This window comes from Streptomyces sp. NPDC029292, assembly GCF_055569295.1.
Genome location: NZ_JBVHXR010000028.1, coordinates 1 through 23,753, shown reverse-complemented (window position 1 = coordinate 23,753; position 23,753 = coordinate 1). Strand labels below are relative to the sequence as shown.

Below are 23,753 nucleotides of genomic sequence, written 5' to 3'. Positions count from 1 at the left end.
TACCCCTTACTTCACTGCGCCGACGGCGATGCCGCGGGTGAGGGTCCGCTGGAAGACAAGGAAGAAGACGATGGCGGGCAGCACGCCGAGGAGGGCGGCCGCGTTCGTCATGGTGGCGTCCATCAGGCGCTGGCCCTGCAGGACGCCGAGCGCCACCGACACCGTCTGGTTGTCGTTGGAGATCAGCATGACCAGGGGCAGCAGGAATTCGTTCCAGGTCCAGATGAAGAAGAAGACGAGGAGCACGCCGATGGTGGGGCGGCTGACCGGGACCACGATGCGCCACAGCACCTGCCACTTGTTCGCCCCGTCGATCCGGGCGGCCTCGATGATCTCGCGCGGGAACTGCCCGAGGACGGAGGAGAGGAGGTAGGTGCCGAAGGCCGCCTGGATCACCGTGAAGACGATGATCACGCTGAGCCGGGTGTCGTAGAGACCTGCCTGCTTGCTCAGGTAGTAGACCGGGTAGACCAGCGCCTCCTGCGGCAGCATGTTCGCTAGCACGAAGAAGGCGAGCACCCAGGTGCGGCCCTTGATCCGCCCGATGCCGATCGCGTACGCGTTGAGGACGGAGAGGACAGCGGCGCCGATCGCCACCGAGCCGGAGATCAGGATCGAGTTGATGAGCTTCTGGCCGTAGTCGACGCGCTGCCAGAAGTCCTTCAGGCCGTCGAGGTAGAGGCCCTTGGGGAGGCTGAGCGGACCGTGCGCGGAGTACTCGGCGGGGGACTTGACCGCGTTGATCGCGACGATGCCGAACGGCAGCACCATGAAGAGGGCCGCGATCGCGAGGGCGAGAAGAACCGGATAGCGACGCAGGGCGGTCATGTGCGGATCCCTTCCTCGGCGTCCTCGGCCCGGGTCTGGAGCTTGAGACCGATCAGGGCCAGGACGAGGATGATCACGGTCAGCACGGTGGAGATCGCGGCGCCGTACCCGACCTGGGTCTTCTCGAAGAAGGTGGTGAAGGAGAAGTAGGACGGCACGTCGGTGGCGCCTCCGGGCCCGCCCTTCGTGAGGACGTACACCGCCCCGAACACCTTGAGCGCGGCGATCGTGCACCACAGCAGGACGACGTAGATCTCGGGCCTGATCTGCGGCAGCGTGATGTGCCAGAAGCGCCGCCACCACCCGGCGCCGTCCAGCTCGGCGGCCTCGTACAACTGCGGATCGACGCGCTGCAGCCCCGCCATGAAGACGACGAGCGGGAAGCCGATCTGCACCCACCCCATCACCCCCATGACGCTGTAGAGGGCGATGTCGGGATCGCCGAGCCAGTCCTGTTGCAGCGATCCGAGGTGGACCGCCTTCAGGAGCTCGTTCAGGGAGCCGTTGTCGGGCGCGAGGATCCAGCTCCACACGATGCCCGCGACGGCGATCGGCAGGACTTGGGGAAGGTAGAAGCAGGCACGGAGGACGGCGGCTGTCCTCGTCCCGAAGTGCTTGCCGACGAAGTCGAACAGGGCGGCGGCGAGGACGAGTCCGAGGACGGTCGGTACGGCGGCCATCGCGACGACCATGAACAGGCTGTGCCGGAAGGACGCCCAGAACTCCGCATCGTCCATCAGCTCGCGGTAGTTGGCGAGCCCCGACCACTTGGGCGAGCCCACCCCCTGCCAGTCGGTGAAGCTCACACCGGTGTTCATCAGGAACGGGACGACGACGACCGTGAGAAAGGCGAGGACGCCGGGGAGCAGGAAGAGGGCGTAGGAGTTGCGGGGGCGGCGCGGGTGCCTCACCTCGTGCTGTTTGTGGACCACCCGGCCGCCCCGCTCGACGGTGACCGTCATGTCTTCGGTACGCCCTTGTCGTACGCCGTCTGCAACGCGTCCAGATAGGCGCCCGGCTTCTCGCTCCCCGTGATCAGCTTCTGTGTCTCGGAGACGAGGACGTCGTAGAAGCCGGCGACGGGCCAGTCGGGATAGAAGGCCAGTCCGTCCTTGCCGGAGAGGGTGTTGAAGTTGGCGATGAGACTCTTGGACTGCGGGTCGGTGATGGCGGCCGGGTCGGCGGCCACCGGAACCCCACCCTTGTTCCCCAGCAGGTTCTGGATCTTCTTCGACATGGTGATGTCGATGAAGTCGTAGGCGAGTTCCTTGTTCTTGGCGCCCTTGGGGACGACCCAGAGGTTGCCGCCGGAGCCGAGCGTGAGGTTGCTGCCCGGCCAGAGGAAGGTCCCCCAGGCGAACTTGTTCTCCGTCTGGAAGCGCCCGTACCACCAGCTGCCGGAGAAGAGGATCGGGCTCTTGCCCTGGATGAAGGAGACCCCGGCGTCCTCGGCCTTGGTGCTGGTGGACTTCTTACTGATGTAGCCCTTCTTCACCCAGTCGGCGAAGGTCTCGGCGGCGTACGTCCAGGCCGCGTCGTGGAAGTCCGTCTTGCCCTTGTACAGCTCGTACGAGTCGACCCACGACCGATCGGCCTTGGAGAGCGCGAGCTGGTACAGATACTGCTGGGCCATGTACTCGGCGCCCGCGTTCGCGAGCGGAGTGATTCCCTTCGCCACGAAGGTGTCCATGGCGGCGGTGAGTTCGTCGAACGACGTGGGCTCGGCGATCCCGTACTTCTTGAAGAGGTCCTTGTTGTAGAACACCATCGTGTACTCGGCGTAGTTGGGCACGCCGTACCACTTCCCGGAGCCCATGACCCCGCCCGCGTCGTACTGGCTGATGGTCCGCACACCGCCAGTGATCTTCTTGTCCCAGCCGCGTTTGGTGACTTCGGCGGTGAGATCGGTGAGGAGCCCCTGCTTGGAGAGGAGCCCGGCGGTTGCGTTGCCCTTGTTGTACTCCATGATGTCCGGCGCGTCATTGGAGTTCAGAACCATCGGGGCCGTCTTCTGGATCTGTTCGAAGCCCTTCTCCTCGAACTCCACCTTGACGCCCGGATGCTTCGCCTTGAACTCCTTCATGGCCTCCTTCCAGGCCACGCCCATCGCGCTGTCCGGTCCCTCGTAATGCCACAACTTCAGCGTCTTGCCGTCCGGCGAACCACCGTCCGAGTCACCGCAGGAGGCCAGCAGCAGGGACCCCACCAGGGCCACCGCCGTCACCGCCGCACGCCTTCGTGTCGTCAACATCCATTGCCTCCAGGGGAGTTGGATGAATTTCGGGCCATCACGCAGCGTTCATCGAATCGATTCGATGCGTGACGTCGAAGCGCTTCGACGGGGGAAGGTATGTGGGGGCTGTGGGCTCGTCAATGGGGTGCGTCGGAATTGGGGCGGCGTTCGGTGGGTCGGACGCGGGGACGTCCATCGTGGAGGCCACCGCGACTGCCCACGACGCCACCATCACCACCGCCGCGAGACCGGACGGCGGCCTGTCCTCCCGGTCGCCCTACCGGCGCACCCCTGACGGCCGGTCGCCCCCGGCATGCCACTGTCGCCCGACGGCGCGCTCAGCGCCGTACCGCACCCACCGGCGAGATCAGGAGGGAGATTGCGGCCGCCGAGACCGGCACCCCATGGTGGGCGGCATGGGCGCCGACGCGATCTGTCAGCCGCCGCCGATCGCGTCGTCCCCCATCCGCCCGCCGGTGACGCGGTACCCCACACCCGGTGTGGTGGTGATGACCGGCGGGTCTCCGAGCTTGCGCCGCAGGCGGCCGATGGTGACGGTGACGGTGTTGGTGAACGGGTCGGCGTGCTCGTCCCAGACCTGTTCCAGCAGGCCCTCGGCGCTGAGGAAGGCGGGCGTGGCGCGTAACAGTGCCTCCAGTACTCCGAATTCCTTGACCGACAGGTCGAGTTGCCGCCCGTCTCGGGTGACCGTGCGCCGCAGCGGATCGAGCTCCACGCCGGCCGCGCGCAGGATCCGGGCCCGCGCGGCGGGCTGGCGGCGGGCCAGGGCCCGGATGCGCAGGACCAGCTCGGGGAAGTGGAACGGTTTGCCGAGGTAGTCGTCGGCACCCAGGCCGAGGCCGCTGACGCGGTCCCCGGGCGATCCGGCCGCGGTGAGCATGAGGACCATGGTGCGGTTGTCGCCTTCGGTGATCATCCGGCAGAGGGTGTCGCCGTGGATGCCCGGCAGGTCGCGGTCGAGAACCACCACGTCATAGACGTTGAGATCGAGCTTGGCCGCGGCCTCCAGCCCGTCCCGGGCCGTGTCCACGGCCATTCCCTGATCGCGGAGCCCTTCGGTGAGGACATCGGCGAGGGATCGGGAGTCCTCGACGACCAGGACCCTCATACCGGGTCTCCCGCCGAAAGGATCCGATGCGCCGGCGGCAGCGCGATGCTGACGCGCAGTCCGCCGCCGGCTCGGGCGGTCAGGTCCAGGGTGCCGCCGTGCGCCTCGGCGACCGCCGCGACGATGGACAGGCCGAGACCCGCTCCGTTGTCCGAGCCGGTCCGGTCGGCGCGGAGCCGGCGGAACGGCTGGATCAACTGCTCGACCTGCTCCTGGTCGAGAATCTTCCCTCCGGTCTCCACGGTAAGACAGGCGAGCGGACCGCGTGTCCCGGTGTCGACCTGGATCCAGCCCCCTTCGTCGTTGTGGACGATCGCGTTCTCCATGACGTTGTCGACCATGCGGCACACCAGCTCCTGGCTTCCCTCCACCCAGGAACCTCCTGGGCTGCTGGTATGCCGCACGGTCAGGCCGGCGGCGGTGATGGCCTCGGCTCGCGTGGCCAGGGCCGAGGACACGACCGCGTCGAGCGACAGCGTGGTGCGGCCGGGCAGGTCACCGTGCTGCGCGCGGGCGAGCGCGAGGAGGCCGTCCAGCAGGCCGTCGATCCGGTCGAGCTCGACATGGAGCCGGCCGGCCAGGGCGGTGGTCTGTGCGGGCACGGGTTCCGGCTTGGCCACCGCCACGTCCAGCGAGGCACGGATCGTGGCCAGTGGAGTGCGCAGCTCGTGAGAGGCGTTGGCGACGAACCGGCGCTGCGCGACGAAGGCACCCTCCAGCCGCTCCAGCAACTCGTCGATGGTGTCGGCCAGTTCCTTGACCTCGTCGGCGGGGCCGGCCAGGCCCAGCCGCTCGTGCAGGCTGTCGGCAGAGAATCGCCGAGTGGCCGCCGTCATCTCGCGCAGCGGCCGTAGCACGCGGCCCGCGACGCCCCAGCCGAGCGCGACCGATGCCATCGACATGACACCGAGCGCGACCAACGACGATTCCAGGACGGCCTGCGGTATGCCGGAACTCGCTTGTTCGTGCTCGGCCGCCAGCTGTTTCTCCAGCGTCCGGATCCGGGACCGGGCCTGCGTCAGCGCCGAATCCGACGTCTGACCCTCCGCGTTCGGGGGTGGGGCGTCGACGTTGGAGGACATCGTGGAGTTCCCCACCAACAGGCCGCCGGCGATGCCCAGCAGCACGGCGCCGGACAGCAGGAACAGGGTGCCGTACAGGGCGGTCAGCCGCAGCCGCACGGTACGTCGCGACCACGGCCGGGGCCGCTGCCTGGCGGTCGCGGCCGGTTGCATGCTCATCGTTCGTCTCCCCGGGGGCCAGGCACCGCGATTCCGGCTTCCAGGATGCCCCGCTGGACCTAACAGCGGAATAACGGCCGGCGTTCGGCCCGCGTTATGTCCGGTGCCCGACAACTGTGTGCATGGAAGCAACCATTGAAGTCTCCGGACTGCGCAAGCGCTTCGGGGCGACACAGGCGCTCGACGGGATGTCCTTCACCGTGCTGCCCGGCCAGGTCACCGGGTTCGTGGGCCCCAACGGCGCGGGGAAGTCCACCACGATGCGGGTCGTCCTCGGCCTGGACGCGGCCGACGCGGGCTCCGCGACGGTCAGCGGGCAGCCGTACCGGTCGCTGCGGCACCCGCTGACCCACGTCGGGTCGTTGCTCGACGCCGCCGCACTGCAGCCGAGCCGGACCGCGCGCAACCACCTGCTGTGGCTGGCGCACTCCCAGGGTCTGACCGCCGCGCGGGTCGACGAAGTGGTCGAGCAGGCCGGCTTGCGGTCGGTGATCCGGCGGAAGGCGGGCGGCTACTCCCTGGGCATGCGGCAGCGTCTGGGGATCGCTGCCGCGCTGCTCGGTGACCCGCCGGTCCTCATGCTGGACGAGCCGTTCAACGGCATGGACCCCGAGGGCATCGTGTGGATGCGCGGGCTTCTGCGGAAGCTTGCCGGGCAGGGCCGCGCCGTGCTGGTCTCCAGCCATCTGATGAGCGAGCTCCAGGACGCCGCGGACCATCTGGTGGTGGTCGGCCGGGGCAAGGTCATCGCCGACACGAGCGTCCGCGAGCTGATCGCCGCGGCGTCCGGGGACCGGGTCACGCTGCGCACCACCGCCGGCCCGCGGGCGATGGGCGTGCTCGAGCACGCCGGGGCCGACGTGGCCGCCACCGGGCCCGGCACACTCACCGTGTCCGGGCTGGCGGCGGAGCGCGTCGTCGCGCTGCTCGCCGCGAGCGCGGTGCCGTTCGCCGAAGTATCCGCACACCGGGCCACGCTGGAGGAGGCGTACCTGGAACTCACCGGGAAGGCGGTCGAGTTCCACGCCGCCGACCCCTCCGCTTCCCGGGCGGGCAGGGAGGCGACCCGATGAACACGGACACCACGGGCACCACCGGCAGCACGGGCAGCATCGCGCCGTACGTGTCGGAACTGCGGCCCGGGCGCGGTGGCTTCGCGCCCCTGCTGCGCGCCGAGCTGACCAAGGTCAGGACCGTCCGGGGCTGGGCCATCGGCCTGGTCGTCGCGGTCCTGGCGACCATGGGTCTTACCCTGCTCCAGCACAGTTCCTGCAGTTTCAACGGTTCGGACTGCCCCAGCCCCCCGGTGGGGCCGGACGGCGGGGCGGTGACCGACACCTTCTACTTCGTGCACCAGCCGCTGCGCGGGGACGGCAGCATCACCGTCCGGATGACGTCACTGACCGGCCTGTACTCGGAGAACGGCGGCTCGCCGGTCGGCGTCGGCCCGGGGCAGAACCCGACGGCGGGCATGAAACCCGGTCTCCAGCCCTGGGGGAAGGCCGGGATCATCATCAAGGACGGCACCGCCCCGGGATCGGCGTACGCGGCGATGATGGTGACCGGCAGCCACGGGGTGCGGATGCAGTACGACTACACCCACGACCGGCCCGGCCTCGCCGGTCACGTCTCCGCGGCATCCCCGCGCTGGCTGCGGCTGACTCGCTCCGGTGACACGATCACCGGGTACGACTCGGCGGACGGCACCCACTGGACGAAGGTCGATGCCGTCACCCTGGCCGGACTGCCCGCCACCGCGCAGATCGGGCTGTTCGCCGCCTCCCCGGTCCACACGAAGGTGGTTTCCCAGAGCGTCACCTCGCAGACCGAGACAGGCGGCCCCAGCCAGATCACCGCCGCCATCGACAAGCTCGACCTCCAGGGCGCCAAGCCCGGCGGCGTGTGGGTCGACGGCCAGATGGGCGGCGCCGACGGCTCCGTATACCCGCTACGAGGAGGTGCGTTCCGGCAAAGCGGCGGCACGCTCACGGTGACCGGTTCCGGCGACATCGCACCGGCCGTTCCCGGCGGACCGACCAGCGGCGTGTCCCTCTCGGACACCCTTGTCGGCATGTTCGCCGGGCTGATCGCGATGGTCGTCGTGGGCACGGTGTTCATCACCTCGGAGTACCGGCGGGGCCTGATCCGCACCACCCTCACCGCGAGTCCCCGGCGCGGTCGGGTGCTGGCCGCCAAGGCCGTCGTGATCGGCGCGGTCACCTTCGTAGCCGGCCTCGTCGCCATCACCGGCGCCCTCGTGATCGGCGAACGGCAGATGCGCGCCGACGGTGTCTCCATCGACCCGGTGTCCACGCTCACCCTGGTGCGCATCGTGGTCGGCACCGCGGCGCTGCTCGCCGTCGCCGCGGTCCTCGCCCTCGCCATCGGCACCGTGCTGCGGCGCAGCGCGATCGCGGTCGTCGCCGTCATCGTGGTGATCGTCCTGCCGTACTTCCTCGCGGTGGGCGGCGTCTCCTTCCTGCCGGTCGGCGCCGCGAACTGGCTGCTGCGACTCACCCCGGCCGCCGCCTTCGCCATCCAGCAGCCATATCCGCGGTATGCACAAGTCGTCTTCTCCTACACACCCCCGAACGGCTACTACCCGCTGGCGCCCTGGGCGGGCTTCGCGGTGCTGTGCGCCTGGGCAGCCGTCGCCCTGGGCCTGGCCGCCTTCCTGCTGCGCCGGAGGGACGTATGAGGCGGGCCGCGCCTGTGGAACGGGCGTACGCCGGGGCGGTGCTGCGCGCGGAGTGGACGAAGGCACGCACCACCGGCGGCACGGTCTGGCTGCTGGTGGCCGTCATCGCGCTGACCGTGGCGGTAGCCGTGGCGGCGACCACGTCCCTCAAGTGCACAGCTGTCGGCTGCGGCGCGGACCCCGCCAGGAGCAGCCTCGCGGGGATCTACCTCAGCCAGACGATCGCGGTCCTCGTGGCCGTGCTGGCCGTCAGCGGCGAATACAGCAACGGCATGATCCGCACCACTTTCACCGCGATGCCGCGCCGGACCACCGTCCTCGCCGCCAAAGCGGCCGTCGTCACCGGCCTGGTGCTGGCGACCGGAGCCGTCGCCGTGGCCGCTTCCGTGCTGGTCGGCCGGCTCATCCTGCCCGGCCACGGCTTCACACCGGCGCACGGATACCCGTCACTGTCCCTGGACTACGGGCCGATGCTGCGCGCCGCCACCGGGTCCGTCCTCTACCTGGCGCTGATCGCCCTGCTCGCCCTGGGCATCGCCACCGCCGTCCGTGACGCTGCCATGGCCGTCGGGATCGTCCTCGGCCTGCTCTACTTGTTTCCGATCACCGCCAACGCGGTCAGCGACCCGCACTGGCACCGGCATCTGGAGCAGATCGCGCCGATGACCGCGGGGCTGTACATCCAGGCCACCACCGGCCTGGACCAGTTGCCCCTCAGCCCCTGGCAGGGCCTCGGCGTCCCCGCCGCCTGGGCCGCCGGGGCGCTCCTCGTCGGCGGGGTGCTGCTGCGGCTGCGCGACGTGTGAGCGCCAGGGCGTCCGGCGGATCGGGCCGGAGGAAAGCACCCGCACTAGGGCCTGTATTGAGTTCCCCGTCTGCGCCCCGACGCCCGGCACGCACCCTCGCTGCACGGCGCCCCAGGACAGGTGGCTCCGCCACATGACCTGGAACGCCGCACACCGAGGCTACGCACCGAACGCCGCTGCGCCAGCCCTTCGGGCGGACGACGGGGAACTCAATACAGGCCCTAAATCCGCCGGAGCTCAGCGCCGTACCCCGCCCACCCACGAGATCAGGAGCGCCACCGCCGCCGCCGCGAGCGGAACCCCGTACCCCGCCGTCGTCGAAACGTGCTCCACCACCCAGCCGCCCGCCGCCGAGCCGCAGGCGATTCCGCCGAGGAGGCCGGTTACCGCGAGGGTCATGCCCTCGTTCAACCGGCCTTCGGGCGCGCGGTGTTGGACGAGGGTCATGCCGGTGACCATGGTCGGCGCGGTCGCCATGCCGGCGATGAGGAGCGCGCCGGCGAGGGCCACCAAGGAACCCGTCAGAGAGACCGCGAGCAGGGGTAGGGCCATCAGGACCGTCATGGCGGCGATGCACAACGGGTATCGCCGCTCGGCGGGACCGGCCGGCTTGAGGGCCCCGTACAGCAGACCCGCCACGCACGAGCCCCCCGCCTGCAGGGCGAGGACCGCGCCCGCGGCCGCCTTGTGGCCCTGCGCGTCCGCGAAGGCGATCGTGACGACCTCCATCGAGCCGAAGACCGCGCCGGTGGCGAGGAAGCCGAGGAGGAGCGGGGGCATTCCGGGGCTCCGGACGGGGGACTTGGACGTGGCCTTCGTGCGGCCCTGGGCGGGCGGTTCCGTCGAACGCTGGGCGGCGAAGACCAGCACGCCGGTCATCAGCAAGATGCCGCCGACCAGTGTGCCCGCCTCCGGGAAGAACGTGCCGCACAGGAAGGCGGCGAACACCGGGCCCAGCATGAAGCACAGCTCGTCCGCGGCCTGTTCGAAGGAGTTCGCGGTATGGATCGCGGCGGGGTCGCCCTTGAGGAGATGGGCCCAGCGGGCGCGTGACATGCCCCCCGTGTTGGGCGTCGTGGCCGTGGCGGCGTAGGCGACGAAAAGGGTCCAGTCGGGGGCCCCGTAGTGCACGCACAGCACCAGCGCCAGGGAACCCAGCAGGGCGAAGGCGGTGGCGGGTACGGCCGTACGGGCCTGGCCGTGCCGGTCGACGAGACGCGCGGTCCAGGGGGCGACCACCGCCGTTGCCGCGAGACCGGTCGCCGTGACGGCACCGGCGAGGGCGTACGAGCCCCGCGCTCCCGCGATCATGATGACCGCGCTCACGCTGAACATGCCCATGGGGAGGCGGGCGATGAGATTTCCGAGGGTGAAGGCGCGGGTGCCGGGGAGGGCGAAGAGGCGGTGGTACGGGGTGCGGGGGATTCGGGGGATTCGGGGGATCCGGCGGGTCGTGGTGCGGGCGGCTGCGGTGCGAGGGGCTGACTTGCGAGAGGCCGCCGTGCGGTTGCGGGGGCTGAAGTCGGCGGCCACCAGGCTGTCGCAGGTGACGGTGAGGAGGGACAGGGGCGGCTGCTCGGTGGGCTGTTGCTCGGTGGGCTGTTGCGGCATGGATCAACCGTCGCGCGAGGTGGGGCGGGGGGTCCAACACCTTCTCCGTGGTGATTGACGCACCTGGGTTGTAAGTTCGCGGGATGTCTGCCCAACAGCGCTCCACCGCCCACCTCGAGCCCCGCCTCCTGAGTGCCTTCCTCGCCGTCGCCGAGGAGCTGCACTTCACGCGGGCCGCCACCCGGCTGTACATCGCCCAGCAGGCACTGAGCCGTGACATCCGGCGCCTGGAACGGGAGTTGGGGGCGGAGCTGTTCGCGCGGACGACCCGGCAGGTGGCACTGACGGCGGACGGTGAACGGCTGCTGCCGTACGCGCGGCGCGTGCTGGAGGCGCAGGATGCGCTGATCGCCGCTTTCACGCGGGGCCGGGAGGAACGCCCCCTTCTCGTCGACGTCAACTTCGCGGGTCTCATCTCCAGCCGTGTCCTCGACAGGGCCCGCGAACTCGCCCCCGACAGCGAGCTGATGACCCGCTTCGAGAGCGGGCTGACCGGCGCGGCGGGGGAGATGCTCGCCGGTCGGCTGGACGCGTCGTTCGGGCGGTTCGCGGGGCTCGACCCGGTGGTCAGGGCCCGGCTGGAGCAGCAGCCCGTACGGTACGAGCCGATGGCCGTCGTCCTGCCCGAGGACCATCACCTCGCCGCGCTGGACGAGGTGCCGCTGGACGCGCTCGCGGGCGAGACCGTGTACGCGGGAGCGGGAAACCCGCGGACGCTGGAGTGGACCGACCTGGCCCGTCAGCTGTTCGAGGGGCGTGGCATCGGGCTCGCGCCACCCGCTCCGGTGGCCGTCGGAGCCGAGGAGTTCGAGCGGGTCATGGCCAAGAAACGGAACCCCGTCCTCGCCGTGGTGGGTTTTCCGGCCATGCCTGAAACGGTGTTGAGGCCCCTTGTCGACCCCGTTCCCCTGTCGCCTGTGTCGCTGGTGTGGCGAAAGGGGCTGGTGCACCCAGGTATCAACGCACTTCGATGTGCCGCCACCGAACTCGCCACCGAGGAAAGGTGGTTGCTGAGACCCGAAGATGGATGGATTCCGGCCACAGATGCACTCATCATGATGAACCAGAATTGACGCAGAGCAACGAGTGTCACTGCTGTGCGCTACATTTTTGGTCCGGGCGCAGTGTGTCAAGGGGGGCGCTCGGATCGGGTGGGGGCCCGATCCGGACGACAAGTGAGTTTTGCCCGGAGTCGTGCGCGCACCCGTAACTGTCCCGTGGGGGGATGTGCGTGCACGTGGAGAACTGGCGAAAAGACGCCCAACCTGATCAAGGAGATCTTGATCAGCCGGACGGGCGCGGAGCCGATCCGTCACCTTGGCGAGGGGCCGACGAGTCCCGGTCGGGGGTCGATGAGTCCCGCTCAGGGGCGGACGGGTTACGGCGGGCGGGCGATGCGTTCCGGCCAGGGGCTGATGGGTCCCGGCGGGGTGCGGAGGCGCTCCGGTCAGGGGCTGACGGAGCCCGGCGGGTAGCGGACGTGTCCCGGCGTACAGGAGGCGAGCCGGTCGTCTGGCCGGAGGCCGGAGGGAGTACGGCGTCCTGGCTCCGGGAGCCGGATCCTGTTCCTGATCCCGACCCGGGGGGCCCGAACCTTCCGCCCCCCTCCTGGGAGCAGTCCGACGAGCCCGGCCACACCCACGATCCGAACGAGGTGACGGTCCAACTCGACGGGACCGGACGCCAGTTAGACGAATCGCTGGTCCAGCAGGCCAGGGGTGCCCAGGGCGCCCAGGAGGGCTCGGACGGCCCCGTCTTCGTCGACGAGTCGGGCCGCCGCAGCCGCAGATTCCGCCGCCTCGGCTTCCTCGTCGGCATCGCCTGCGCGGTGTACGCGGTCGTCATCGTCGTCACCCTCCTGTCGGGCAACTCCAGGGCACCCTGGCTCCCGATGCCGGGCCGGCAGGACGATCCACCCGCCGGGAAGGTCGACACCTCGCCGCTGCCCCCCGACCCGGCGAAACCGTCCGGCAGGGTCGGTGCCGCGCCGGGTGCGAGCGCGACGGCCGGGGACGGTACGACACCGTCGCCGGGAGCCAGCGCGACGCCCGCCCCTTCGGGCAGCGCCGCCCATCCGGGCACCTCCACCGACCCCGAGCCCTCGACCTCCACCACGACCAGGCCGAACCCGGGCACCAGCACCACCGGGGACCCGGACTCCAGCCCGTCCGGCCCGGTGTCCAACTCCCCGGACCCGAGCCCCTCGACCAGTGGCGGCACCCCGGCCGACCCGTCCGCGAGCCCGATCACCGACGGCGGCGGCTCGCAGAACGTCGCGGACGGCCCCGTCGGGCAGAGCCGCTCAGCGCCTGAGCCGGGCACCACCAGCTCCTCGTCCCTGGAGAACGTCCTCTGATGGCATCCCGCACAAGCCGTCACGGCCCTGAACGCCCTGCGCCGCGCACCGCACGCCCTGCGTTACGTCTCACGCGCCCTGCGTTACGCCCCGCACCTCGGGCAAGGCGCACAGCTCCCCGGGCAGGGCGCCCGGAACCGAAACCCGCCTCCCGGCGCCGCCGCCTGCCCATGCGCCATCTGCTGCCCTCGCTCATCCTCCTCGCCCTGATGGCGATGCTGATGCTGCGCGGTTACACGCACAGCGAGATCCTCGCCGACCACCGCGTCCAGCCCGAGGCGGCCGCCGACAAGGTGCCGAAGGCGATCCTCGAAGGCGGCCCGGTCATCGACACCCGCAATGGCCGTACGACCAGCATGAACGTCCCCGATCGCCGTCTCGTCCTCACCTTCGACGACGGCCCGGACCCGAAGTGGACGCCCAAGGTCCTCGACGTACTGAAGAAACACCACGCGCACGCCGTCTTCTTCGTCACCGGCACCATGGCCTCGCGCTACCCGGAGCTCGTGCGGCGCATCGTGCGGGAGGGCCACGAGGTCGGCCTGCACACCTTCAACCACCCCGACCTCTCGTACCAGTCCAAGAAGCGCATCGACTGGGAGCTGTCCCAGAGCCAGCTGGCGCTGGCGGGCGCGGCGGGCATCCGTACGTCCCTCTTCCGCCCCCCGTACTCCTCCTCCGCCGAAGCCATGGACAACAAGTCCTGGCCGGTGACGCGGCACATCGGTACGCGCGGCTACATCACCGTCGTCAACAACGCCGACAGCGAGGACTGGCAGAAGCCCGGCGTCGACGAGATCATCCGCCGCGCCACACCCAGGGGCGGCAAGGGCGCGATCGTCCTGATGCACGACTCCGGCGGCGACCGCCACCAGACGGTCCAGGCACTCGACACGTTCCTGCCCCAACTCCAGCAGCAGGGCTACGAGTTCGAGAACCTCACCGAGGCGCTCAAGGTCCCCAGCGCGCACACCGAGGTCGCCGGCCTCGACCTGTGGAAGGGCAGGGCCTGGATCTACCTGGTCCAGGCCTCCGAGGGGACCACCGACACCCTGGTCGTCGGCGTCGCCGTCATCGGCGTCCTGGTCTTCGCCCGCTTCGGCCTGATGCTCCTGCTCTCCGTCGTCCACACCCGACGGGTGCGGGCCCGCGGCTTCCGGTGGGGCCCGACTCCGGTCACCGAACCGGTGTCGGTACTGGTCCCGGCGTACAACGAAGCCAAGTGCATTGAAAACACCGTTCGTTCACTGACGGTGAGCGAACACCCCATCGAGGTCATCGTCATCGACGACGGTTCGACCGACGGCACCGCGCGCATCGTCGAGGGCCTGCGCCTGCCGGACGTCCGCGTCGTACGCCAGCACAACGCGGGCAAGCCCGCCGCCCTCAACAGGGGCCTGGCCAACGCCCGTTACGACCTCGTCGTGATGATGGACGGCGACACGGTCTTCGAACCGGCCACCGTCCGCGAACTGGTCCAGCCCTTCGCCGACCCCGGCGTCGGCGCGGTCGCGGGCAACGCGAAGGTCGGCAACCGCGACTCCCTCATCGGCGCCTGGCAGCACATCGAGTACGTGATGGGCTTCAACCTCGACCGCAGGATGTACGACGTCCTGCGCTGCATGCCGACGATCCCGGGCGCGGTAGGGGCGTTCCGCCGATCCGCTCTGGAACGAGTCGGCGGCATGAGCGACGACACCCTCGCCGAGGACACGGACATCACGATGGCGATGCACCGGGACGGCTGGCGGGTGGTGTACGCGGAGAAGGCCCGAGCCTGGACGGAGGCACCGGAGTCCGTCCAGCAACTCTGGTCCCAGCGCTACCGCTGGTCGTACGGCACGATGCAGGCGATCTGGAAGCACCGGCGAGCGCTCGTAGAGCGGGGCCCGTCGGGGCGCTTCGGCCGGGTGGGCCTGCCGCTGGTGTCCCTGTTCATGGTTCTGGCCCCGCTGCTCGCGCCGCTGATCGATGTATTTCTTTTGTACGGAGTGGTCTTCGGCCCGACGCAGAAGACGATCGCGGCCTGGCTGGGCGTCTTGGGAATCCAGGCGGCGTGCGCCGCGTACGCCTTCCGCCTGGACCGCGAACGCATGACCCACGTCATATCGCTCCCGCTCCAGCAAATCCTCTACCGGCAGTTGATGTACGTGGTCCTGCTCCAGTCCTGGATCACCGCCCTCACCGGAGGCCGCCTGCGCTGGCAGAAGCTGCGGCGCATGGGAGTGGTGGAGGCGCCCGGGGCGATCTCGCGGCAGCGGGCAGGGACCGGAAACGCGCCGAGCGGGAATGATCGGAGGCCGGTCGGATGACGACGCACGACTACACGGCGGGTGCGACGCCACCGCTGGGAGCGCCGAGGTTCGTCCCTGAACCGGCACCGGCACCGGCACCGGGACAGGCACCTGCCTCTGCCACTGCTGCGGCCGGGAAGAAGCCGGGCCGCGACCGTTACCTGGACCTGCTTCGCTCGATAGCCCTGGTCCGAGTCGTGGTGTACCACCTCTTCGGCTGGGCCTGGCTGACGGTCCTGTTCCCCTCCATGGGCGTGATGTTCGCCCTGGCCGGCTCACTGATGGCACGCTCGCTGAGCCGCCCGGCGCTGGGCGTCATCAGGGGACGCGTTCGTCGTCTGCTGCCGCCCCTCTGGGCGTTCAGCGTGGTGGCCCTCGCCCTGATGTTCGCGGGCGGCTGGAACCCGGTGAAGGACCCGGACCACGGCGGCACGTGGGGCGTGGCCGACCTCATCAACTACATCATCCCGATCGGCGCCCCGCCGTACCCCTCGCACGTCGGCTCCACATCCGGCCTCCTGGAGGACACTTGGGCGATGCAGGCGGCGGGCCCGCTCTGGTACCTGCGTGCCTACCTGTGGTTCGTGATCGCCTCCCCGCTCCTGTTGTGGGCGTTCCGCCGAGTGCCCTGGGCCACCCTGCTGGCCTCCCTGGCCCTGACGGCAGTGGTGGGCACGGGCCTGGTCACCATCCCCGGCGAAACGGGCAATGCCGTCTCGGACTTCGCGGTCTTCGGTGGCTGCTGGGTCCTGGGCTTCGCCCACCACGAGGGTGTACTGACGAAGGTCCCCCGCTACCTCGCGATCTCCTGCTCGGCATTGCTCATGGCCTTCGGCCTGTGGTGGGCGTCGGGCCACCTGGGTCCCGACGGCTGGGACCTGAACGACATCCCACTGGCCCAGGCGACATGGTCGTTCGGATTCGTGGTCATCCTGCTCCAATACAGCCCGTCCTGGCAGGAGTTGCCCGACCGCCTGGCCAAGTGGGACAAGCTGGTCACCCTGTCCAACAACCGCGCCGTCACGATCTACCTCTGGCACAACATGCTCATCATGGCCACGGTCCCGATCATCGACCAGGCGTACAACCTCCCCTTCATGCAGGGCGACCGCGCGGTGGCGGCCCTCGACACGACGTACACGCTGTGGATGTTCGCGCTGGTGTGGCCACTGATCGGGCTGGCGATCGTGGCCTTTGGATGGATCGAGGACATTGCGGCGAAGCGGAATCCTCGGCTTTGGCCGGACGGGGCGCGGGGGCGGGGACGTGGCCGTGGGGCACGGGCCGGGGCGCATCGGGGGCGGGGGTGAACGGGCGGGGAACGTGAACGGGCGGGGAACGACGAGATCGCCGGGGCTGAGGCGGGCAGCGGGAAGTCGGCGTCGCCGAGCGCGAGCGCGACGTCTGGCAGACGTCTCAGATCATCTCCACGAGGGGGGGCGGCGCAGTGCCGGCCGTAGTGAGGAGCACCGTTCGCACCACGCTGCCTCCAGAGGGGGAGTACCGGGTGCCAGCCCTGATCGCTGCCCCTCCTCCCACAGCGTGAAGAGTCGGAAGTCATCGCGGTGAAGCGGAATCCCCGGTTGTGCCGGAACAGTGTGAGGCGTGGAGGCACGGCGAAGGGCTTGATCTGAGTACGTACTTGAGTACGGGCTGCCCTTGCGTGGGATGTGCGCGTGGTGAAGGTTTGGGTCGGGTGAGGCGGGTGTTGGCTGCCTCTCTGTCGCGACCAAGGAGAGCATCCGCCGATGACGTACCCTCCCGGGCAGCCGCCGCAGGACGGTTATGGGACCCCGCAGCAGCCGTACCCGGGGCCGTATTCGCCGCCGCCGCAGCCCCCGGGACCGCCCGGCCAGACGCCCAACCCGTATGCCACGCAGCCGCAGCCGCAGCCGCCATCGCAGCCGCAGCCGTACGGCGGCCAGCCCCAGTACGGCACTCAGCCGCCCAACTACGGTGCACCGTACGGGTCTTACCCGCCGCCGCCCGGAGGAGGGAACGGCGACGGCCGGCCCAAGGGACGGCTCGCGCTGATCGTAGGATCCGCCGTCGCGGCCGTCGCCCTCATCGGCGGCGGCGTCTACCTCGCGACGAGCGGCGGCGAGGCTGACGACAACAAGCCGAAGGCCGACAAGAGCGTGTCCGCGCAGCCGAGCGCCTCTTCGACCACGGAAGACGTCGATGAGCCGACCGCCGAGGAGTCCGACCCCGTCGACGACACGGGCGACGACCCGAGTGACGACTCCGCCACCCCGCCCGACGCGACAGGCTTCGAGGGGCAGTGGCAGGACGAGGCCGGCAAGACCCTCACGATCGGGGAGAAGTACACGTCGGGCGACTACAAGGGCAAGTACTCGGCGTCCTACATCGACCCGGGCGGCGAGGGCATCCTCGCGGGCCTCGGCGCGGACCGCAGCGACGGTTCCTTCCGCATCGCACTCGAGCCCTTCGACAGCAAGAGCGACGACGACGTCCTCTCAGGGACCCTGACCCGCTCGGGCGACGCGGTCGACATCGCGTGGGACGACGGCGGGAGCGACACCTTGGACTGGGCGGCGTCCAGCTGACGGCCACGTCGGGTCCGGGTGACTGTCGGGCTTTGCGGTGGCCAACGCGGTGACGAATCCCCCTCCAATGTCACTCAATCGAAGGTTCTGGACTCTCATTTAGGTGTGTTCTGTGCGCCTATATCTGACTTTCTTTCGCCCTTGACGTAATTCGCTCTGGTGTCGTCACACGCGTCCCCGATAGCGTGTCGCTGCCCTCTCGAACCCCACGCCGCACAGGAGTCTGCCGTGAACCGCCGCCCCCGCCTGCTCACCACAGCCGCCGCCGGTGCGACGGCTGCAATGCTTCTGACCGCTTGTGGTGGGAGCGACGGTGGACTCAAGGGGAACGACAAGATCGCCGGGGCGGATACGGGGAGTGAGACGCCGGCGTCGCCGAGCGCGAGCGCGTCGGGTTCGGTGGAGCGGCCGAAGATCACGCTGCCGTCGGATCTCACCTACACCTTTGATTGGCCCAAGACGGGCGATGAGGACAAAGACGCGGTCTTGGCGGACGGCGAGCAGTCCATCAAAGCGGCGGACATGGCGATCGCGAATCAGGACGCGCTGGACAAGGCGTACCTCTTCTACTACGAGGGTGAAGCGGCCGCGGGAACACAGGAGTTCATTCAGAACTATGTGGACCACAAGGCCCGAACCACGGGTGCGTATCGCTTCTATAACCCCACCGTGACGGTCGGCAAGGACGGAAGCGCGACGTTCAGTTACTGCGAGGACCAGGGCAAGGCCTTCGTGAAGTACATCAAGAGCGGCAAGATCGACAAGACGCCTGTAACCGCCAAGAGCTACGTCATCTACAACACGTCGCTTAAGCGGAATAAGCAGGGCGTGTGGGTGATCCAGAAGATGATTTCGCAGAGTGGGAGTGCCAAGTGCCAGCCTTGAGGCGCCGCTTGACGGCAGGATCCGCTGCGGTCGCGTTTGGACTCATAGTGTTGACCCCGAATTCGGCATTCGCCGACGACACGCTTGGTGGGAAGACGCAGAACCCGTCCCAGACGCAGGCGAAGGGAGACTCCGACGGTAGGACGGTGTCTTCGGCTGCCGGTGCCGTCGTCTACGACCGTTCCAAGAACGGATCTGGCGAGTCGGCGGGCCCGGTGACGTCGACCACCACCTGGACCCCGCCCGCGTGTTACTACGCCCCCAAGTTCACCCCGGACGAGTTGCAGAAGTATCTGGAGCCGATCTGGGAGGCGGATTCGACGGGGTCCCAGTGGGACTTGGAGCAGCGCAACAAGTACGTGAACGGCAGCCCGTACAAGGACTTCAACAAGGACAAGGCCGACAAGGGCTATTGGTGGGACTCGTACGTCACCGAGGGCCGCGAGGGTGACCCGGGTGCGCTGGACTGTGACGAGTCCATCTTCTGGGTGGACAAGGGTGAGGCTCCGCCGGCGAACATCCCCGAGGCGATCACGCCGAAGATGCTGGCGCAGCTGGCGTACGCCGAGATACGCGTCCCCTCGACGAAGGTGACTCTGGCTCCCGCGGGCACGACGAAGGTGAACCTGCCGACGTGGGCGTGGCTGGACACGACGAAGTTCAAGCCGGTGTCGGTGACGGCGTCGGTCCCATTGCTGAACGTCTCGGCGACGACCACCGCGGAGCCGGTGTCGTTGAAGATCGAGCCGGGCACGGACGACGCCACGACGTACCCCGCGTCCGGCGTCTGCAAGATCAACGCCGATGGTTCGATCGGTGAGGCGTACGCCAAGGGCAAGTCGGACGAGACCCCGCCCTGCGGCGTGCGGTACCTGCGCTCCTCGGGCGACGGCTCGTACAAGCTCAGGGCCACCATCACGTGGAAGATTCACTGGACGGGCACCGGCGTGAACGGCGAACAGGCCCTGCCGGACGGCTCGTTCGGGGCACAGCAGGACGTCGTGGTGCAGGAGATCCAGGCCGTCAACCGCTGAGAGCTGTAAGGCGTGAGACGCGGCGCACCCGCCTTACCCGGAGGAGGGCGAGTAGCCAGTTCAACTCGACGTCCAGGTCGAGGGATTCGCAGCGGTGGCCGGTGTCCAGGACGACGGTGTCGAGTCTGGGGCGTGGAGGGGGAGGGCGAACGAGCCCGATGGGTAGGGCGGTAGGGCTTGGGCGGGCTGTCGGCTGCGGTTGGGGGGATCGAGGGGCTTTGCGGTGGCCAAAGTGGTGACGCTTCCCGCCTCCCAACGTCACTCGATCGAAGGATCTGAGCTGGTCGGCTTGGTGTGTTCTGTTGATCTATGCCCGGCTTTTCCTCGGGCTTGATGCGATTCGCTCTGGTTTCGTCACTCACGCCACCCGATAGCGTGTCGCTGCCCTCCCGAACCCCACGCCGTACAGGAGCCTGCCGTGAACCGCCGCCCCCGCCTGCTCACCACAGCCGCTGCCGGTGTGACGGCTGCAGTGCTTCTGACCGCTTGTGGCGGGAGCGACGGTGGGTCCAAGGAGTCTGCACGATCAACGCCGATGGCTCGATCGGCGAGGCGTACGCCAAGGGCAAGTCGGACGAGACCCCGCCGTGCGGCGTGAGGTACCTGAGGTCCTCAGGCGACAGCTCGTACAAGCTCAAGTCCACCATCACGTGGCAGATCCGCTGGACGGGCACCGGCGTGAATGGCGAACGGGCCCTGCCGGACGGCACGTTCGGGGCCGAACAGAACGTCGTGATGCGGGAGATCCAGGCCATCAACCGCTGACGCCGGGGCACCCGGCACACCGAGAGAATCCGGGAGAAGAGACGCGTGGCGGAGCGGTTGGCAGTCGACGGTGACGAGCTGGCGCACTTCATGAAGATGCTCAGGAAATCGACCGACTCGCTGAAGGGCCTGCGCAAGGCGCTGGAAGACGCGACTGTCACCGGACTGGGTGCCGACGACCTCGACACCGCCTGCGAGGACTTCCAGGACAACTGGAAGTACGGAGCCGACCAGATCGGTGAGCAGACCGAAGATCTCGCCAAGATCATCGGGAAGAGCAAGGACAGTTACCGCGAGGTCGACAGAGCGCTGGAAGAGGCTCTGAAGAAGCCCAGAGAGGGCAAAGGCAAAGGCAAAGGTGGGGCTTCGAAGTGAGGCACCCTCCTGGTACGGGGGACTCGGGAGCGGCTCTCGACCCCCAGTCCCGAGCCGACCGCGCCAAGCCTCAGGGACTCAAGTCCGCCCCGCACATCCCGAACCCTGACTACCCGCACTTAGGCTTCAACCCTGTTCCAGGTAGCACCGAGACAGTGATTGGCCTGCACAAGAAGCTCGTCGGGTGCGCGAAGGTTCTCGAAGAGACGCGCGAGCTTGTCACCAAGCTGATGGACGGCAGCTACTGGAAGGGCGACGCAGCCGTCGCCTTCCGCGAACAACTGGACGGCGGACCACTGCCGTTGAATCTCAAGAATGCCGCCCACTCCATCCGCAAGGCAGCCAAGCAACTCAATCGCTGGGAAGGCGAGCTCGACGACTTCCAGCGCCGGGCGAAGCGCCTTGAGGACGACGCGAAGGAAGCGCAGGCTGCCGTGGACCGGGCGAAGGGCCGAGCCACCAAGGCCGGCGACCACCCTGACCTGGACAAGAAGGGTGCCCAGCACGCCGACGCTCAGAAGGCCCTGACCCACGCGAACACGGCCGTGGACGACGCCGAGGGCGAGCTGGAAAAGATCCGTGGCAAGGCCCGGAAACTCGCGGACGAGCACGAGCATCGAGCCCAGTACCGGGCAGGCAAGATCCGCGACGCGACGAAGAAGCTGGCGCCGCATGAGCCGGGTTGGTTCGACTCGGCGCTGGACTGGCTGGGCGAGAACTTGCCGGACATTCTCAGCTTCGTGGCGGGCGTCGTCGGCTTGGTGGCGATTATCTTCGCCGGTCCGCTGGGGGTCGTGATGGTGGCGGCGCTGATGCTCACGGCCTCTGCTCTGAGTGCGACAGCCTTAGGATGGCGAATCTTCGAAGATCCCGAAATGTGGGAGTCGTTGAAGGATGGCTTTACCAAGGGCGAGTTCGACGCAGACTTCTTCAGCAACCTCGTCACTGTGGGAGGCGACGCCATGGGCGCGCTGCCGGGGCTCGGAGCAGTAATGGTCGGAACTCGAGGAGCAGTAAACGCCATTCGTGCCGGAAGTGAGACCCTTTCTATTGGACAGAAGGCGGGTGTCTTCGGGGCCAAGACCATGGAAGGGGCGCAAGCCATCTCCCGACTGGACAATCCGCTGACCGGGTGGCTAGTGCGCGGGGCGAGTGACACCGAGAAGGCGGAGAAAACGGTAGCCGCTACCTCAGGCTTGGTCGGTTTGGGAACTGGTGGATTCGGTCTGGTCAACAGTCTGGTGGACGCGGACGACGATGGCATCAAGGACGGCTCTGTTGCCGGAATTGACGGCACACGGCTCTTCCTTGACAACGGTGGAATCCTGAATCTCGTCGGTCACGTCTTCTGACCTTCTTCCCGCAGAGAGAGTGCGCCAGTGAACCCTGCCGAATACAGTACCGCTTGGGATCATCCGCTTACCCGCCGTGCCTGGGCGGGACATATGGCTATGAACGTCGGCGGCTTTATCGGTTGGTGGGCGATTTGGATCGGTCTGCTGGCCGTGCTGGTAGGAGTCTTGTCTCCAGGATTCACCTTCCTGTTTCTGCCGTTTCTGCTCTACTCTCTGTACCGAGCTGTGCTCCAAGTGAGGTACTTTCCCCCAGCGTTCCGCATGCGACGCATCTTGCGAACGTACCCATGGCAGATTCTCCGCGACGTACCCTCGGGTCTGACCAAGCATCCAGAGGTCCCCGGTAAGAGGCAGTACGGATGGTTCGAAATCCTCAATCCGGCTCATCCGGAGCAGCGACTGCCGGTGGTCTTCTTCCAGCATCTACGCACGGAGTGGTGGAGCCGCCGTTTGGCCCCCCGCGCCAAGCCTGAGCTGAAGGCGCAGATTGAGGTGGTGTGGTTCGCTGGCGACCCGCGCTTCATCGGTCTCATTGCCGCGCCCACTCCGACTGGTCAGGCGCCTCGCCGCATGCACGTCCTCCAGCAGCAGATGAGGGCCGCAGAAGGTCGCAGCCTTGCTGACTGGGGCGTTACTCATGAGGACATCGAACGTGGCCGACGTGCCGGCATTCACCCGGCCCAACCCTGATACGCGCCGGGAAAAGGCATCTGATGTACACCCCCAGCTTCACGCTCCACGACTCCGCCAAGGATCTCAACAACGAACTCTGGTTCGCTGAACCCCCGGGCTTCACGGCGCTGCCGCTCGCCGCCTTGCTGCCCTCGCCGGGATCCTCGGCTGCCGACACACTGCGGGACGCCTTGGCCCCGGCTCTGGACGCGGCGCCCGATGGCATGATCCGTCAGCAGTTCATCGCCCAATTTGCTCAGGGCCAGCAGTTATTGGGGGCCTTGCGCGAAGTCGGCACCGTCCACTGCTCGATCGGCCTGCACCGCGACGACATCGACGACACAGGCAACAGCAGCGGTCAGCCCCTGCTCTCCCTCTTCACCCTTTCGTGGCGTGACACGGCAGTGGCCCCCCGCGCAGTCACCGCAGCCCGCGCCGTGACTTCAGCGGTAGGCCACACTCGAGTCGAGTACCTCGAACTTCCCTGCGGCCCGGCCACCCTCAGCGAGACCGTACTCACTGCCCAGCCGGACAGCGGCCTCCCCCAGACGCCGCTCCTCCAGATTCACGCCCATGTGCCGCACCCGGACTGCCGGCGTCTGGTCGCACTCACTCTGAGCACGACGGCTGTGGCCCGTCGCGAGCAGTACCGCGGAATCCTCCGACAGATTGCGGAGCTGGTCAGCTTCGACAATCCACTGGAACCGGAAACGAGCGTGGCGGGTTGATCACGGGAAAGGGCTCTGCCGGCGGAGAGGACAGCCCGAAATGACGGCGTGGCGTGTGCGAGTTGAGTTCCCGGGCATACGGCAGCGGGGGGGGGGGGGGGGGGGGGGGGGGGGGGGGGGGGGGGGGGGGGGGGGGGGGGGGGGGGGGGGGGGGGGGGGGGGGGGGGGGGGGGGGG

General features: G+C 68.6%; 20 protein-coding genes and 1 pseudogene. 15 read left to right on the top strand and 6 right to left on the bottom strand.

Annotated elements, in window-relative coordinates; translation table 11 throughout:
• Nucleotides 1-6 precede the first annotated feature (6 nt).
• The 5 genes from ACZ4WS_RS41505 to ACZ4WS_RS41485 form a co-directional block, all read right to left on the bottom strand.
• Complete coding sequence (locus tag ACZ4WS_RS41505) at nucleotides 7-828, bottom strand: carbohydrate ABC transporter permease (protein ID WP_467988421.1); 822 nt, start codon at nucleotides 826-828, stop codon at nucleotides 7-9.
• Entirely contained in the window at nucleotides 825-1,790 is a 966-nt protein-coding gene (locus tag ACZ4WS_RS41500) for a carbohydrate ABC transporter permease (protein WP_467988419.1), read from the bottom strand. Before ACZ4WS_RS41500 ends, ACZ4WS_RS41505 begins: the two co-directional genes overlap by 4 nt.
• Complete coding sequence (locus ACZ4WS_RS41495) at nucleotides 1,787-3,079, bottom strand: ABC transporter substrate-binding protein (protein WP_467988417.1); 1,293 nt, start codon at nucleotides 3,077-3,079, stop codon at nucleotides 1,787-1,789. Before ACZ4WS_RS41495 ends, ACZ4WS_RS41500 begins: the two co-directional genes overlap by 4 nt.
• Before the next feature lie 418 nt (nucleotides 3,080-3,497).
• The gene (locus ACZ4WS_RS41490) at nucleotides 3,498-4,190 is read right to left on the bottom strand and encodes a response regulator transcription factor (RefSeq protein ID WP_467988415.1); all 693 of its coding nucleotides are present in this window, start codon (nucleotides 4,188-4,190) and stop codon (nucleotides 3,498-3,500) included.
• The gene (locus tag ACZ4WS_RS41485; RefSeq protein ID WP_467988413.1) at nucleotides 4,187-5,431 is read right to left on the bottom strand and encodes a sensor histidine kinase; all 1,245 of its coding nucleotides are present in this window, start codon (nucleotides 5,429-5,431) and stop codon (nucleotides 4,187-4,189) included. Before ACZ4WS_RS41485 ends, ACZ4WS_RS41490 begins: the two co-directional genes overlap by 4 nt.
• A 122-nt stretch (nucleotides 5,432-5,553) precedes the next feature.
• Between ACZ4WS_RS41485 and ACZ4WS_RS41480 the strand changes: the two genes are divergently transcribed.
• The 3 genes from ACZ4WS_RS41480 to ACZ4WS_RS41470 are packed head-to-tail and all read left to right on the top strand — an operon-like array spanning nucleotide 5,554 to nucleotide 8,935.
• The gene (locus tag ACZ4WS_RS41480; RefSeq protein WP_467988411.1) at nucleotides 5,554-6,504 is read left to right on the top strand and encodes an ABC transporter ATP-binding protein; all 951 of its coding nucleotides are present in this window, start codon (nucleotides 5,554-5,556) and stop codon (nucleotides 6,502-6,504) included.
• Entirely contained in the window at nucleotides 6,501-8,129 is a 1,629-nt protein-coding gene (locus ACZ4WS_RS41475) for an ABC transporter permease subunit (RefSeq protein WP_467988409.1), read from the top strand. Before ACZ4WS_RS41480 ends, ACZ4WS_RS41475 begins: the two co-directional genes overlap by 4 nt.
• A complete protein-coding gene (locus tag ACZ4WS_RS41470) occupies nucleotides 8,126-8,935 on the top strand; it encodes an ABC transporter permease (RefSeq protein ID WP_467988407.1) in 810 nt (269 codons plus the stop codon). The genes ACZ4WS_RS41475 and ACZ4WS_RS41470 overlap by 4 nt, the downstream gene beginning before the upstream one ends.
• 237 nt (nucleotides 8,936-9,172) lie before the next feature.
• Here the strand turns inward: ACZ4WS_RS41470 and ACZ4WS_RS41465 are convergent, their stop codons facing one another.
• Nucleotides 9,173-10,546, bottom strand: coding sequence for an MFS transporter (locus ACZ4WS_RS41465; protein ID WP_467988405.1), 1,374 nt, complete (start codon nucleotides 10,544-10,546; stop codon nucleotides 9,173-9,175).
• 83 nt (nucleotides 10,547-10,629) lie between these two features.
• Here ACZ4WS_RS41465 and ACZ4WS_RS41460 point away from each other — a divergent pair, with 83 nt between their 5' ends.
• From ACZ4WS_RS41460 to ACZ4WS_RS41405, 12 genes and pseudogenes are all read left to right on the top strand, one after another.
• Complete coding sequence (locus ACZ4WS_RS41460; RefSeq protein WP_467988403.1) at nucleotides 10,630-11,619, top strand: LysR family transcriptional regulator; 990 nt, start codon at nucleotides 10,630-10,632, stop codon at nucleotides 11,617-11,619.
• Between the two features lie 407 nt (nucleotides 11,620-12,026).
• Complete coding sequence (locus ACZ4WS_RS41455; protein WP_467988401.1) at nucleotides 12,027-12,902, top strand: hypothetical protein; 876 nt, start codon at nucleotides 12,027-12,029, stop codon at nucleotides 12,900-12,902.
• Nucleotides 12,903-13,072: 170 nt separating this feature from the next.
• Entirely contained in the window at nucleotides 13,073-15,214 is a 2,142-nt protein-coding gene (locus ACZ4WS_RS41450; protein ID WP_467988400.1) for a glycosyltransferase, read from the top strand.
• A complete protein-coding gene (locus tag ACZ4WS_RS41445; protein ID WP_467988398.1) occupies nucleotides 15,211-16,506 on the top strand; it encodes an acyltransferase family protein in 1,296 nt (431 codons plus the stop codon). The genes ACZ4WS_RS41450 and ACZ4WS_RS41445 overlap by 4 nt, the downstream gene beginning before the upstream one ends.
• A gap of 438 nt (nucleotides 16,507-16,944) precedes the next feature.
• Nucleotides 16,945-17,763 (top strand): hypothetical protein, encoded by an 819-nt coding sequence (locus tag ACZ4WS_RS41440; RefSeq protein WP_467988396.1) that lies wholly within the window; start codon nucleotides 16,945-16,947, stop codon nucleotides 17,761-17,763.
• Between the two features lie 228 nt (nucleotides 17,764-17,991).
• A complete protein-coding gene (locus ACZ4WS_RS41435; protein WP_467988394.1) occupies nucleotides 17,992-18,648 on the top strand; it encodes a hypothetical protein in 657 nt (218 codons plus the stop codon).
• Entirely contained in the window at nucleotides 18,636-19,682 is a 1,047-nt protein-coding gene (locus ACZ4WS_RS41430) for a hypothetical protein (protein WP_467988393.1), read from the top strand. The genes ACZ4WS_RS41435 and ACZ4WS_RS41430 overlap by 13 nt, the downstream gene beginning before the upstream one ends.
• Before the next feature lie 513 nt (nucleotides 19,683-20,195).
• Nucleotides 20,196-20,447, top strand: a pseudogene (locus tag ACZ4WS_RS41425) (hypothetical protein); the annotation flags it as partial.
• A gap of 45 nt (nucleotides 20,448-20,492) precedes the next feature.
• Nucleotides 20,493-20,822, top strand: coding sequence for a hypothetical protein (locus tag ACZ4WS_RS41420; RefSeq protein WP_467988392.1), 330 nt, complete (start codon nucleotides 20,493-20,495; stop codon nucleotides 20,820-20,822).
• On the top strand, nucleotides 20,819-22,174 hold the full coding sequence (locus ACZ4WS_RS41415; RefSeq protein WP_467988391.1) for a putative T7SS-secreted protein: 1,356 nt from the start codon (nucleotides 20,819-20,821) through the stop codon (nucleotides 22,172-22,174). Before ACZ4WS_RS41420 ends, ACZ4WS_RS41415 begins: the two co-directional genes overlap by 4 nt.
• A 27-nt stretch (nucleotides 22,175-22,201) precedes the next feature.
• Nucleotides 22,202-22,867 carry a hypothetical protein gene (locus ACZ4WS_RS41410; RefSeq protein WP_467988390.1) on the top strand — a complete coding sequence of 222 codons (666 nt, stop codon included), beginning with the start codon at nucleotides 22,202-22,204 and terminating at the stop codon, nucleotides 22,865-22,867.
• A gap of 23 nt (nucleotides 22,868-22,890) precedes the next feature.
• Complete coding sequence (locus tag ACZ4WS_RS41405; protein WP_467988389.1) at nucleotides 22,891-23,577, top strand: hypothetical protein; 687 nt, start codon at nucleotides 22,891-22,893, stop codon at nucleotides 23,575-23,577.
• Nucleotides 23,578-23,753 lie beyond the last annotated feature (176 nt).

Excerpts from the sequence above, each read along its gene's own strand:
- ACZ4WS_RS41505 (WP_467988421.1), bottom strand. The coding sequence starts at position 828 with ATGACCGCCCTGCGTCGCTATCCGGTTCTTCTCGCCCTCGCGATCGCG.
- ACZ4WS_RS41500 (WP_467988419.1), bottom strand. The coding sequence starts at position 1,790 with ATGACGGTCACCGTCGAGCGGGGCGGCCGGGTGGTCCACAAACAGCAC.
- ACZ4WS_RS41495 (WP_467988417.1), bottom strand. The coding sequence starts at position 3,079 with ATGTTGACGACACGAAGGCGTGCGGCGGTGACGGCGGTGGCCCTGGTG.
- ACZ4WS_RS41490 (WP_467988415.1), bottom strand. The coding sequence starts at position 4,190 with ATGAGGGTCCTGGTCGTCGAGGACTCCCGATCCCTCGCCGATGTCCTC.
- ACZ4WS_RS41485 (WP_467988413.1), bottom strand. The coding sequence starts at position 5,431 with ATGAGCATGCAACCGGCCGCGACCGCCAGGCAGCGGCCCCGGCCGTGG.
- ACZ4WS_RS41480 (WP_467988411.1), top strand. The coding sequence starts at position 5,554 with ATGGAAGCAACCATTGAAGTCTCCGGACTGCGCAAGCGCTTCGGGGCG.
- ACZ4WS_RS41475 (WP_467988409.1), top strand. The coding sequence starts at position 6,501 with ATGAACACGGACACCACGGGCACCACCGGCAGCACGGGCAGCATCGCG.
- ACZ4WS_RS41470 (WP_467988407.1), top strand. The coding sequence starts at position 8,126 with ATGAGGCGGGCCGCGCCTGTGGAACGGGCGTACGCCGGGGCGGTGCTG.
- ACZ4WS_RS41465 (WP_467988405.1), bottom strand. The coding sequence starts at position 10,546 with ATGCCGCAACAGCCCACCGAGCAACAGCCCACCGAGCAGCCGCCCCTG.
- ACZ4WS_RS41460 (WP_467988403.1), top strand. The coding sequence starts at position 10,630 with ATGTCTGCCCAACAGCGCTCCACCGCCCACCTCGAGCCCCGCCTCCTG.
- ACZ4WS_RS41450 (WP_467988400.1), top strand. The coding sequence starts at position 13,073 with ATGCGCCATCTGCTGCCCTCGCTCATCCTCCTCGCCCTGATGGCGATG.
- ACZ4WS_RS41445 (WP_467988398.1), top strand. The coding sequence starts at position 15,211 with ATGACGACGCACGACTACACGGCGGGTGCGACGCCACCGCTGGGAGCG.
- ACZ4WS_RS41440 (WP_467988396.1), top strand. The coding sequence starts at position 16,945 with ATGACGTACCCTCCCGGGCAGCCGCCGCAGGACGGTTATGGGACCCCG.
- ACZ4WS_RS41405 (WP_467988389.1), top strand. The coding sequence starts at position 22,891 with ATGTACACCCCCAGCTTCACGCTCCACGACTCCGCCAAGGATCTCAAC.